8 protein-coding genes and 1 pseudogene are annotated in these 12,169 nt (G+C 73.8%); all 9 read left to right on the top strand.

Features of this window, described 5'->3' with window-relative positions; all coding sequences use genetic code 11:
- Nucleotides 1-37: 37 nt before the first annotated feature.
- The 9 genes and pseudogenes from IEY93_RS10395 to IEY93_RS37980 all read left to right on the top strand — a co-directional run bounded on the left by IEY93_RS10395 (nucleotide 38) and on the right by IEY93_RS37980 (nucleotide 11,772).
- Nucleotides 38-1,897, top strand: coding sequence for a non-ribosomal peptide synthetase (locus IEY93_RS10395; RefSeq protein WP_189162776.1), 1,860 nt, complete (start codon nucleotides 38-40; stop codon nucleotides 1,895-1,897).
- A 25-nt stretch (nucleotides 1,898-1,922) separates the two neighbouring features.
- The gene (locus IEY93_RS10390) at nucleotides 1,923-3,164 is read left to right on the top strand and encodes a cytochrome P450 (protein WP_189162775.1); all 1,242 of its coding nucleotides are present in this window, start codon (nucleotides 1,923-1,925) and stop codon (nucleotides 3,162-3,164) included.
- A 39-nt stretch (nucleotides 3,165-3,203) separates the two neighbouring features.
- On the top strand, nucleotides 3,204-4,472 hold the full coding sequence (locus IEY93_RS10385; protein ID WP_189162774.1) for a cytochrome P450: 1,269 nt from the start codon (nucleotides 3,204-3,206) through the stop codon (nucleotides 4,470-4,472).
- Nucleotides 4,473-4,518: 46 nt separating this feature from the next.
- Nucleotides 4,519-5,721, top strand: a complete 1,203-nt coding sequence (locus tag IEY93_RS10380) for a cytochrome P450 (RefSeq protein WP_189162773.1) — start codon at nucleotides 4,519-4,521, stop codon at nucleotides 5,719-5,721.
- Between the two features lie 27 nt (nucleotides 5,722-5,748).
- Nucleotides 5,749-7,113: an enoyl-CoA hydratase/isomerase family protein gene (locus IEY93_RS10375; RefSeq protein ID WP_229691018.1), complete on the top strand. Its 1,365-nt coding sequence runs from the start codon at nucleotides 5,749-5,751 to the stop codon at nucleotides 7,111-7,113.
- A gap of 53 nt (nucleotides 7,114-7,166) precedes the next feature.
- Nucleotides 7,167-8,261: an ornithine cyclodeaminase family protein gene (locus IEY93_RS10370; RefSeq protein ID WP_189162772.1), complete on the top strand. Its 1,095-nt coding sequence runs from the start codon at nucleotides 7,167-7,169 to the stop codon at nucleotides 8,259-8,261.
- The gene (gene pdhA / locus IEY93_RS10365; RefSeq protein WP_189162771.1) at nucleotides 8,258-9,388 is read left to right on the top strand and encodes a pyruvate dehydrogenase (acetyl-transferring) E1 component subunit alpha; all 1,131 of its coding nucleotides are present in this window, start codon (nucleotides 8,258-8,260) and stop codon (nucleotides 9,386-9,388) included. The genes IEY93_RS10370 and pdhA overlap by 4 nt, the downstream gene beginning before the upstream one ends.
- Nucleotides 9,373-10,338: pseudogene (locus tag IEY93_RS37985) on the top strand (alpha-ketoacid dehydrogenase subunit beta); the annotation flags it as partial. The gene pdhA and the pseudogene IEY93_RS37985, both read left to right, overlap by 16 nt.
- A gap of 78 nt (nucleotides 10,339-10,416) precedes the next feature.
- Nucleotides 10,417-11,772 (top strand): dihydrolipoamide acetyltransferase family protein, encoded by a 1,356-nt coding sequence (locus tag IEY93_RS37980; RefSeq protein ID WP_307837590.1) that lies wholly within the window; start codon nucleotides 10,417-10,419, stop codon nucleotides 11,770-11,772.
- Nucleotides 11,773-12,169 lie beyond the last annotated feature (397 nt).

Here is a 12,169-nt window from a genome sequence, read left to right as displayed (position 1 = left end):
AGACCGAGTGGATGGGTGTGGAATGGACGGACGAGAGATGCCAGTGACCGAGGACGCCCGCGTGCACGACCTCGTGCGGTGGTGGGCGCGTTCTGCCCCCGCCGCGCCGGCCGTCTCCTCCGGCGGGGAGACGCTCACCTACGCCGAGCTGGACGAGCTGTCGGACCGTCTCGCCGGGAGCCTGCGCGCCCGCGGCGTCGGGCCCGACGACCGGGTCGGCATCGTGATGGCGCGGTCTCCGAGGCTGGTCGTGGCGATGCTCGGCGTGCTCAAGGCCGGCGGGGCGTACGTGCCGGTGGACGTCGCCTACCCGGCCGAGCGCCGTGACTTCCTGCTGCGCGACTCGGCCGCGGCCACCGTGCTGACCGACGCCGAGCGGGCCGGCGACCTGGCCGCCGGGACGCCGGGGGAGCGGGACGGCGGCGCGGCGCCCGACGTCCTCACCTACGAGGAGGCGCTCGCCGGGGAGCCTGCCGGCGAGAGCGGACCTGGGGCCGGCCCGGGGAACCTCGCCTACATCGTCTACACCTCCGGCTCCACCGGCGTGCCCAAAGGCGTGATGGTGCAGCACGCCGACGTCGTACGGCTGATCGGCGACCCCCGGCTGGACGTGCGCCCCGGCGAGGTCGTGGCCCAGCTCGCCCCGTTCTCCTTCGACGCGTCGGTCTTCGAGATCTGGTCGGCGCTGTGCCGCGGCGGCCGGGTGGCGCTGCTGGACAACCCCCAGCAGTCGGCCGCGGGCCTGGGCGAGCAACTGCGCGAGGTCGAGCCGGACTGGATGTTCCTCACCTCCGGCCTGTTCCAGGTGCTGGTCGACCAGGACCCGCAGGCCCTGTCCCACGTCGGCACGCTGATCACCGGCGGGGACGTGCTGTCGCCGCAGGCCGTGCGGGCGAGCGCCGCCGTCACCCGCCGCCGCACCTACGCCGCCTACGGCCCCACCGAGACGACCGTCTTCGCCTCGCTGCACCCGGTCGACCCGGCAGCGCCCGAGCCGGAGCGGGTGCCGATCGGCGCCCCGCTGCACGGCATGACGCTGCGGGTGCTCGACGAGCGGCTGCGGCCGGTGCCGCCGGGGACGGTGGGCGAGCTGTACGTCTCCGGGTACGGCGTCGCCCGCGGCTACCTCGACCGTCCGGGGATCACCGCGGAACGGTTCCTCGCCGACCCGTTCGCCGCCGGCGGCGCGCGCATGTACCGCACCGGTGACCTGGCCCGCGAGCTGCCCGGCGGCGAGTTCGACTTCCACGGCCGGGTGGACCGGCAGGTCAAGATCCGCGGCTACCGGGTCGAGCTGGGCGAGATCGAGGCCGTGCTCAACTCCCACCCGCTGGTCTCCTCCGGCGCGGCCGAGGTGTTCGACGACGGCCCCGACCTCAAGCGGCTGGCCGCGTTCGTGGTGCCCGCCGAAGGCGCCAAGGTCACCACCGGCGACCTGTACCGCTACCTCGGCGAGCGCCTGCCCGCGTACATGCAGCCGCTCGGCATGATCATCCTGGCCGACATGCCGCGCGACCCCAACGGCAAGACCGACCGCCGCGCGCTGCCCTACCCGTGGAAGCGGCGGGCCGACCTCGGCCTGGAGGAGGAGTACGCCGAGCCGCGCACACCGCTGGAGCGCACGATGGCCACCGTGTGGACCGAGGTGCTCGGGCTGGACACCATCGGCGTGGACGACAACTTCTTCCAGCTCGGCGGCGACTCGCTGCGCAGCGTGATGCTGCTCAAGCGCCTGCAGGACCAGAACGTCAAGGTCCTCGCCGACGACCTGTTCGACTACCAGACCATCGCCGAGCTGTCCGCCGCCGTCGAGGCCGCCGGCCGGGCGGAGGGCGGCCCGGAGGAACCCGCCTGGCCCGCGGGCGCCGTGACGGGAAGCGCCACGACCACGAGGTGACGGCCGCAACGCGAGGAGAGGCACGATGCGCATCGACTTCGGCGAGCCCAAACCCCTCGACTCCCTCGACGGGCTACGGCTCCACGACCCGGCGACCTACGTGGCCGGCTGCCGGCACGACGTGTGGCTGTCCCTGCGGCGGCACCGCCCGGTCGGCCGCGACCACATGCCCGACGGCACCCCGTACTGGTCCTTCGCCACGTACGCCGACTGCGACAAGATCGTCAAGGACACGGCGACGTACAGCTCCGAGGACGGCACCATCCTGGCCTCGGTCGGCGTGGGCGACTCGGCCGGCGGGCAGACCATCACGCTCATGGACCCGCCCGACCACAGCGCGATCCGCCGCCCGCTCATGCGCACCATGCGGCAGTCGGTGGTGCGGCGCCGCGCCGACGCCGTCCGGGCGAAGGTGCTGCGCCTGATCGACCCGCTGCTGGCCGGGGGCGAGCACGACATCGCACGCCTGATGCGGCTGCTGCCGATGGTCGCGGCCGGTGACCTGCTCGGCATCCCCGAGCAGCACTGGGAGACCGTCGCCTTCAACACCACCGCCAGCATCGCCCCGGAGGACCCCGAGTACGCCGTCGGCCGCGACGTCGGCGACACCCTGCGGCGCGTCCACCACCGGCTGTTCGCCGTCTTCGCCGAGACGATCGAGACCCGGCGGCGCGACCCCGGCGAGGACGTGGTCACCGCGCTCCTCGGCCTGGAGATCGGCGGGCGGCCCATCGACGACCGGCGGGTCATGCTCAACTGCTACAGCGTCGCCCTCGGCGCCAACTCCACCACCCCGCACGTCGCCTGCCACACCCTGCTCGCCCTGGCCGAACGGCCGGAGATCTGGCGGGCCGTCATGGCGGACCCCGCGCTGATCCCCGCCCTCGTGGAGGAGGGGGCGCGCTGGACCTCCCCGACCCACCACCTCATCCGCCGCGTCACCGCCGACACCGAACTCGGCGGCGTCCGGATGGCGGCGGGCGACTGGGTGTGCGCGTGGGTGGCCTCGGCCAACCGCGACGAGCAGGTGTTCGACGACCCCTACGCCTTCGACCTGCGGCGCGCCCCCAACCCCCACCTGGGCTTCGGCGCCGGAGCGCACTACTGCATCGGCGCCCCGGCCTCGCGCTACGCGCTGTCGGTCATCTTCGAGGAGCTCGCCCGGCGCCGCGTCCGCTTCGAGGTCGCGGGGGAGGTCCGCCACCTGTACTCCAACTGGATCAACGGGATCACCAGCCTGCCCATGCGCTTCACCCCAGACGCCTGACCGGCGGACCGCCCCGGAAGCGAACCGAGGAGAGCGACCATGTTGATGACGGGCCCGCAGGGCGACCAGCGCGTAGCCCTGGACTCGATAGACCTGTTCGACCCGCACCGCTACCGCACCCACCCCCAGCACCTCGACTGGGCCACCCTGCGCGCGCAGGCCCCGGTCTGGCGTCAGGAGCGCCCCGGCCAGCCCGCGTTCTGGTCGGTGACCCGCTACGACGCGGTGAAAGCGATGATCAAGGACGTCGACCGGTTCTCCTCCGAGCACGGCAACGTACTGGACGTGGCCGACGGCGGGGACAGCGCCGGCGGGCAGACCATGCCGCTGATGGACCCGCCCGGCCACGGCTGGCTGCGCGGGCCGTCCATCCGCACCATGTCCACCCTCGTCGTGCGGCGCCGGGAGGAGGACATCAGGGCCCGCATCCGCCGGATGCTGGCGCCCTGCTACGACGGCGGCGTCGTCGACATCGCCGACATCATGCTCCACCTGCCGATGCTGGCCGTCGGCGAGATCCTCGGCATCCCCGAGTCGGCGTGGCCGGACATCCCCGCCTGGACCATGTCCGGCGTCGCCCCCGAGGACCCGGTCTACACGGCCGGGACGACCGAGCGCACCCTGCGCAAGGCCCACTACCAGCTGTTCGCCATGTTCTCCGAGGTGATCGCCGACCGGCGCCGCAACCCCAGGGACGACCTGATCAGCGTCCTGGTCGGCCTGGACTTCGGCGGGCGCGGCCTGGAGGACCGCGAGGTGCTGCTCAACTGCTACTCCATGGTCATGGGCGCCAACACCACCACGCCCTACGTCGCCTCCCACCTGCTCCTGGCCATGGCAGAGCGGCCCGACGCCTGGCGGATGGTGCGCGACGACCCCTCCCTGGCGCCCTCCTGCGTGGAGGAGGCGCTGCGCTGGGCCACGCCCACCAACCACCTCATGCGCAAGACCACCCAGGAGGTGGAGATCGACGGCGTGCGCATCGGCGAAGGCGAGATCGTCTGCGCCTGGCTGGCCTCGGCCAACCGCGACGAGGACGTCTTCACCGACCCCTACGAGTTCCGGCCCGACCGCAAGCCCAACCCGCACCTGGCGTTCTCCATCGGCCCGCACTACTGCATCGGCGGCCCCGCCGCCCGCGCCGTGCTGAACGTCATGGTCGAGGAACTGGCCGCCGACTTCGAGGAGTTCGAGCCCGCGGGCGAGGTACAGCACCTGGCCTCCAACTTCATCAACGGCCTGACCAGGCTGCCCGTCCGGCCCCGCCTGCGGCGCGGCGCCCGGGTGGGGGCCGCCGCGCGGCACTGACCGGCGCGGACCCTCGCACGTACCACCCCACGATGGGAGCACACCCATGCAGTTCCTGACCTTCGACAGCGCCGAGATACCGAGTGCCGAGGACGGCGGGGCCAAGCTGGCGTCCTGGTTGAAAGGCATGCGGGACCGCGCCCCCGTCTGGGTGGACGAGCGCACCGGCGCCCACCACGTCTTCGGATACGCCGAGTCGAAGGCCGTGATGTACGACCACGCCCACTTCTCCTCCGACTGGAGCTCGATCGCGCCCCCGCAGGACGACATGCCGGAGTACGTCAACCTGGGGACGGTGGACCCGCCCGCGCACCGCCGGCTGCGCACCCTGGTCAACCAGGCGTTCCCCCAGAAAGAGGTCGCCGCGCTGGAGCCGCGGGTGCGCCAGATCGCCGAACGGCTGCTCGACGCGGTCGCCGACCAGGACGAGTTCGACCTGGTCGACACCCTGTCCAACCCGCTGCCCGCGCTGGTCGTCGCCGAACTGCTCGGCGTCCCCTACGAGGACCAGCCGATGTTCCGCAAGTGGATGGAGGACGCGTTCAACTCCTTCGACAACCCCATCGGCGACCTGTCGGACGTGCAGGTGGCCGACGTGGTCGTCGAGAACCTGCGCGCGCTGCAGGAGTACATGCTCGACCAGGTCACCCAGCGCAGGAAGCAGCCGCGCGACGACCTGATCAGCCGGCTGCTCGCCGCCGAGGTGGACGGCGACCGGCTGAGCGACACCGAGGCGTACGGCATGGCCTCGGCGATCCTCATGGGCGGCCAGATCAGCTCCACGGTGACCCTCGGCACGGCCCTCTACACCTTCCAGGAGGAGCCGCGGGCCGAGGCGGCCATGCGGGCGGACCGCTCGCTCATCCCGCGGGCGGTGGAGGAGGTGCTCCGCTACCGGCCGCCGGTGATGCTGGCCCACCGCCTGGTCAAACCGGGCGCCACGCTCCAGGACACGCCGATCGCCCCCGGCAACGCCGTGGTCACCTGGATCATGTCCGCCAACCGCGACCCCGCGCAGTTCGCCGACCCCGACGCCTTCCACGTGGACCGGACGCCCAACCCCCACCTGAGCTGGGGGCACGGAGTGCACTACTGCCTGGGCGCGCTGCTCGGCCGGATCGAGGCGAAGGTCGCGCTGGACCTGCTGTTCACCCGGTACGGCGAGATCTCGTGCGTCGACCCCGTGTTCCACACCACACCCGGCGTGCTCGGGATCAAAGGTACGTCCCTCTCGGTTCGCCGCGCCTGACCGGGCGCGAGAGAAAGGACAGGAACGTTGGCGCACCCCGACACCGATCGGCGCCCGCCCCAGCCGAAGCACGCCACCCCGGCGTACCGTCCCGGCCCGCTCGACCGGCTGCCCGACGCCGCGCCCGAGATGACCGGCGACCCGCGACTCGACTGGACGCGCGCCGCCGCCCACCTGGCCGCGGCGCACGCCCTGCCGGCCGCCATGGGCGACTCCGACCGGGCGGCCGTCCAGCGGTCCTGCCGCGCGGTCCGCACCCGCTTCCTGGCCGCGCACGCCCAGAGCGTCTACGACGAGCTCACCGACGGCCGGCGCAGGCACCTGCGGCTGGACGAGCTGGCCTACGCCGCCGCCGAGCGGTACCCCGGCCTGGCGCCCACCCGCGAGCAGATCGCCGCCGACCGCGCGCGGGACCAGGCCGGCAAACACGGTTGGGAACTGGACCAGGGCATCCTGTTCTGGGCGATGTTCGGCGCCCCCGAAGCCGGCCGCCACCTGCTGCGCGCCATGCTGCGCCCCACCCGCGCCGCCACCGAACTCGCCGCCGAGTTCGCCGGCAGCGGCAAGGCCGAGCTCGCCACGGTCACGCTGGAGCGCCGCGACGGCGTCGGCCACATCACCGTGCGCAACGAGCGCTTCCTCAACGCCGAGGACGACGCCGTGGTGGGCGACCTGGAGACCGCCGTCGACCTGGCGCTGCTCGACGACGGTGTCCAGGTCGGCGTCCTGCGCGGCGGCGCCATGACCCACCCCCGGTACGCGGGCCGTCGGGTCTTCAACGCCGGCATCAACCTGACCCACCTGTACCAGGGCAAGATCTCGTTCCTGGACTTCCTGCTGCGCCGCGAGGTCGGCTACCTCGGCAAGATCGTCCGAGGCCTCGACCTGCCGGACGCCCCCTACGGCCACGAGAAGCCGTGGATCGGCGCCGTGGACACCTTCGCCATCGGCGGCGGCATGCAGATCACCCTGGTACTCGACTGGGTCGTGGCCACCGACGACGCCTACTTCAGCCTGCCCGCCATGCGCGAGGGCATCATCCCGGGCGCGGCCAACCTCCGGCTGCACCGCGTCCTCGGCACCCGCCACTCGCGGCAGGCGATGTTCGGCGACCGCAGGATCGAGGCCGCTGGCCCCGACGGACCGCTGGTGTGCGACGAGGTGGTCACCCCGGCCGGCATGGACGCCGCCGTGGACCAGGCCGCCGCCCGGCTGCGCGGCCCGGCCGCCGTCGCCAACCGGCGGATGCTGCGCCTCGCCGAGGAGCCGCTCGACCTGTTCCGTGAGTACATGTCGGGTTACGCCCTGGAGCAGTCACGGCTGCTGTACAGCCCCGAGCTGATCGCCAACCTCGAGCGGATGTGGATCGGCAGAGCACGCCGGTCCGCGTGACGGCGCCACCCCGTGCGACAACAACTCCGGACCGAGGGGATCACCGAGACACCATGGACACGCGACTGATCAGCCAGGGCGACGTCGCCCGCATCGTCCGCGCCCTAGGCCGCACCACCCTCATGGACCGCGTCATCGAGCGGCTCGCCGAGGGCCTCACCGAACTGGGCAGGGACAAAGGGGAACTCTCCCCGGCCCGCGACGGCTTCGTCCGCGACTACCCCACCCCCGGCGTCCTGGAATGGATGCCGCACCACGTATCCGGCGACAGCATCACGATCAAGACCGTCGCCTACAGCCCGATGAACCCCCAGCGCTACGGCCTGCCCACCATCCTGGGGAACATGGCCCGCTACGACAGCACCACCGGGCGGCTGGTGGCCATCGCCGACGGCGTGCTGCTCACCGCGATGCGCACCGGCGCCGCCTCCGCGGTGGCCTCCCGCCTGCTGGCCGACCCCGGCAGCGCCGTCCTGGGCGTCATCGGCGCCGGCGCACAGGCGGTCACCCAGGTGCACGCCCTGTCGCGGGTGCTGCCCCTCGAACGCGTGCTCGTGTGGGACGTGAACCCCCGGCACGCCGCCGGCCTGGCCGACCGGACGGCCTTCCTCGGCCTGCCCACCGAGGTGACCCCGCCCGAGGCGATCCTCGCCCGGGCCGACGTCATGTGCACCGTCACCTCGGTCGCCGCCGGCGCCGACCCCGTGGTGCCGTACGGCCCGCACAAGCCGCACCTGCACGTGAACGCCGTCGGCTCCGATCTGGTCGGCAAGACCGAGCTGCCGCTGAGCCTGCTGCTCAAAGCCTTCGTGACCCCCGACCACCCGGCGCAGGCGCTCCTGGAGGGGGAGTGCCAGCAACTCGTCGGCCGCCCCGCCATGGAGGAGGTGGTCGGGCCGAGCCTCGGCGAGCTGTGCGCCGCCCCCGAGGCGGCGGCCGGGCTGCGCGGCAGGCTGACGGTCTTCGACTCCACCGGCTTCGCCCTGGAGGACCACATCGCGCTGGACGTCCTGCTGGAGGCCGCGGACGAGGTGGGGGCCGGGTCCCGGGTGCGGATCGAGTACCACCCCGACGACGCGCTCGACCCCTACTCCGCACCCGCGCCCGCCTCCGCACTCCCGGCCCCCTCCGTCCAGGAGGTGCGATGACCACCGAGGCCACCGTCCACGAGCTCGGCCTGATCGCCGGCGACGACCCCCGGGTCCGCCGCGTGATCGGCCCCACGGGCCGGCTCGCCCGCCCCGGCGCCGCCGCGCCCGCCGCCGAGCTGTGCCTGGAGCTGTACCGGCGCATGGTGGCCGGCCGCCGCCTCGACCAGCAGGCCACCGCCCTGGCCAAGCAGGGCCGGCTCACCGTCTACCCCTCCTCCCAGGGACAGGAGGCGTGCCAGATCGGCGCCGTCGTCCCGCTGAGCCCCGGCGACTGGCTGTTCCCCACCTACCGGGACTGCGTCGCGGTCATGGCCAGAGGCGTGGACCCGGTGGAGGCGCTCACCCTGATGCGGGGCGACCGGCACTGCGGATACGACCCCTACCTGCACCGCGTCGCCCCGCAGACCACCCCGCTCGCCACCCAGGCCGTCCACGCCGCGGGCCTGGCCCACGCCGCCCGCCTGCGCGGCGACAGCACCGTGGCCCTCGCCCTGATCGGCGACGGCGCCACCAGCGAGGGCGACTTCCACGAGGCGTGCAACTTCGCCGCGGTGTTCCGCTCGCCCGTGGTGTTCCTCATCCAGAACAACCAGTACGCGATCAGCGTGCCCCTGTCCCGGCAGACCGCGGCCAAGCGGCTCGCCGACAAGGCCATCGGCTACGGCATGGCCGCCCACGTGGTCGACGGCAACGACGCCGTCGCGGTCGCCGCGGTCGTCGCCGAAGCACTCACGGCCGCCCGCGCCGGCCAAGGCCCGTGCCTGATCGAGGCGCTGACCTACCGCGTCGGCCCGCACACCAACTCCGACGACCCCGCCAGATATCGCACCGAGGAGGAGGTCGAGCCCTGGCGGCGCCGCGACCCCCTCGCCCGGCTGCGCACCCACCTGCGCGGCCGCGGCCTGCTCGACGACGCCGGGGAGGCGCGCGTCGGCGAGGAGGCCGAACGTCTCGCCGCCGACCTGCGCCGCCGCATGGAGCACGACGAGGCCCCCGAACCCGGCGAGCTGTTCGCCCACGTCTTCGCCGAGCCGACCCCCCGGCTGCGGCGCCAGGCCGAGGAACTGCGGCGCGAGCTGGACGGCGCACGCCCGGCGGACGGAGAGCCATGCCGGCCGGCATGACGGTCGCCCGCGCGATCAACGCGGCGCTGCGGGACGCCATGGCAGAGGACGAGCGCGTCGTGGTCTTCGGCGAGGACGTCGGCCCGCTCGGCGGGGTCTTCCGGGTCACCGACGGCCTCGCGGCGGCGTTCGGCGACGACCGATGCTTCGACACCCCGCTGGCCGAGTCGGGCATCGTCGGCACCGCCGTCGGCATGGCCATGTACGGCTACCGCCCGGTCGTCGAGCTGCAGTTCGACGCCTTCGCCTACCCCGCCTTCGAACAGATCGTCAGCCACGTGGCCAAGATGCGCTCGCGGACGCGCGGGGCGATGCCCCTGCCCCTGGTGATCAGGATTCCCTTCGGCGGCGGCATCGGCGCCGTGGAGCACCACAGCGACTCCTCCGAGGCCTACTACGCCCACACCCCCGGCCTGCACGTCGCCGTCCCCTCCTGCCCCGAGGACGCCTACTCCCTGTTGCGCGCCGCCATCGCCTCCGACGACCCCGTGATCTTCCTGGAGCCGAAGAAGCTGTACTGGGCCGCGCCCGGCACGGTGCCCGCCGGCGACCCGGCGGCGTTCGGCAGCGCCGCCGTCCGCCGCCGGGGCACCACCGCGACCGTCATCTGCTACGGGCCGGTGGTCGGCGCCGCCCTCGCCGCCGCCGACCGGGCCGCCGAACACGGCTGGGACGTCGAGGTGATCGATCTGCGCACCCTGGTGCCGCTGGACGAGGACACCATCGTGGCCGGCGCGGCGCGCACCGGGCGCGTGCTCGTCGTGCACGAGGCCCAGGGGTTCGGCGGCGTCGGCGCCGAGCTCGCGGCCCTGATCGGGGAGCGCTGTTTCGGGCTGCTCAGAGCGCCGGTGCGCCGGGTCACCGGCCTGGACGTCCCCTACCCGCCGCCGCGGCTGGAGCGCTTCCACCTGCCCACCGCCGAGCGCATCCTGGCCGCGCTCGCCGACCTGCACGGGTACGGCGAGCGAGCGGGCACCGTCCTGACGTTCCCTGCCGAGAGTCCTCACGCCCCGGCCTCTCCGGCCCCGATGCCCCCGGTTCAGGCCTCTCCGGCTCCGGTGCCCTCCGTGCCGCCGGCCCTCGCCCCGGCCTCTCCGGCGCGGATGTCTCCCGTGCCGGAGTCCTCCACCGAGGCGTTCCCGGCTGAGGTGGTCCCCGTTCCGGCTTCTCCGGCCGTCCTCGAGCCCTCCGCCACTGCGGGCCCTGTGGTGCCGCCTATCTCCGCCGGACCGGTCCGGCGGTTCCTGCTGCCGGACCTCGGCGAGGGACTGGTCGAAGCCGAGATCGTCCGGTGGCTGGTCGCCCCGGGCGAGCCGGTCGAGGTGGACACCCCGGTCGTGGAGGTCGAGACGGCCAAGACCGTGGTGGAGCTGCCCAGCCCTCATCGCGGACGCGTGGCCGTCCTGCACGGGCGGCCGGGCGACGTGGTGGCCGTCGGAGCGCCGCTGCTCTCCTTCCACCCGCCGGGCGGGCCGGACGCCGCCGCGCCTTCCTCCGGCCCGCCGGGCGAGCCGGCCATGGCCGGCACCGATCCGGCCCCCTCCGCCTCGGCCGGCGGCACGGGCATGACGGGCACCGCTCCAACTCTCTTCATCCCGGCCGGCGACACGGGCATGACCGGCGCCCTGGCGCACGCCCCCGATCCGGGCCCCGGTCCGGCGGCCCCTGGCGACGCCGCTCCGGCGGACGGCCGTGCTGGCGGGCCGGTGGTCCGCCGCAGGCCGCTGGATGGGTGGCGCGGCGCCGTCGCGCGCAAGGTCGCGGCCGCCCACCGCGAGATCCCCGCCGTGACCGTGTGGGTCGACGCGGACGCCACCGGCCTGCTGGCGGCCCGCCGTGCCGTGGCGTCCGATCCCGGCGCGCCCCGCCCCGGCCTGCTCGCGCTGCTCTCCTGGTTCGCTCTGGACGGCCTGCGGCGCTTCCCCGTCCTGAACGGGTGGGTCGACCCCGATCGGGAGGAGATCGTGGAGTCGGCGGCCGTCCACCTGGGTCTGGTCGTCCAGGCCGGGCACGGCCTGGACGTCCCTGTGCTGCCCGACGCCCACACCCTGCGGGCGGGGGAGTTGGCCGATGCGGTGCGCCGGACGGTCGAGGCCGCCCGTGCCGGGCGCGGCGGCCACCTGAGGGAGCCGGGCACCTTCACCGTCAACAACTTCGGCGGGTTCGGGGTGGACGGCTCCACGCCGATCGTCAACCACCCGGAGGTCGCGATGCTCGCCATGGGACGCGTGCTGGAACGCCCCTGGGTGGTGGACGGGGCGGTGCGCCCGCGCGCGATCGTCCAGCTTTCGCTCACCTTCGACCACCGTGTGTGCGACGGCGACGTCGCGGGCGGCTTCCTGCGGCACGTGGCGGACCTCGTCGAGAGCGGGGATCTGCCGTAGATCGGCCGGCCGGCGGCGATCCGGCCCGCCCGTCGTCGGCGCGGGCCGGATCGTGATACATTGAACGATCGCCTGGATCGGACGCCGTCGGCTTCCGGTCCACGAGGGCCTGCAGAGCCGCCCACTGGTGGGGGCGCCGCCGATGGGCGGTGAAAAACCCGCACCGCCCTGCGCGCCCGCGGGCCGGGCGCTACCCTGGTCCCCGCAGACCAGGGATGCTTTCGGACCGCCGCGGACACGCTGTCCCGTCGTTTTGACGAGCCGTGGCGGGCTGGGTAGCCTTGGGTCTCGTGCCTGCGGTCTCGTAGGCACTCGCTGGCGTGTCCTCGACTTCGAGGCGCACGCGGCGGCACCTCCACAAGCTCGTTCGCACCAGGTGCATAGTGCGATCCGAGCG

This window comes from Sphaerisporangium melleum, from assembly GCF_014646695.1.
GTDB lineage: Bacteria > Actinomycetota > Actinomycetes > Streptosporangiales > Streptosporangiaceae > Sphaerisporangium > Sphaerisporangium melleum.
The sequence above is the reverse complement of the archived record's forward strand: the minus strand, read 5'-3'. Positions and strand labels throughout refer to the sequence as shown.

Coding starts and splice junctions, on each gene's coding strand:
- IEY93_RS37980 (WP_307837590.1), top strand. CDS start 10,417: ATGCCCCCGGTTCAGGCCTCTCCGGCTCCGGTGCCCTCCGTGCCGCCG.
- pdhA (WP_189162771.1), top strand. CDS start 8,258: ATGACCACCGAGGCCACCGTCCACGAGCTCGGCCTGATCGCCGGCGAC.
- IEY93_RS10380 (WP_189162773.1), top strand. CDS start 4,519: ATGCAGTTCCTGACCTTCGACAGCGCCGAGATACCGAGTGCCGAGGAC.
- IEY93_RS10390 (WP_189162775.1), top strand. CDS start 1,923: ATGCGCATCGACTTCGGCGAGCCCAAACCCCTCGACTCCCTCGACGGG.
- IEY93_RS10395 (WP_189162776.1), top strand. CDS start 38: ATGCCAGTGACCGAGGACGCCCGCGTGCACGACCTCGTGCGGTGGTGG.
- IEY93_RS10385 (WP_189162774.1), top strand. CDS start 3,204: ATGTTGATGACGGGCCCGCAGGGCGACCAGCGCGTAGCCCTGGACTCG.
- IEY93_RS10370 (WP_189162772.1), top strand. CDS start 7,167: ATGGACACGCGACTGATCAGCCAGGGCGACGTCGCCCGCATCGTCCGC.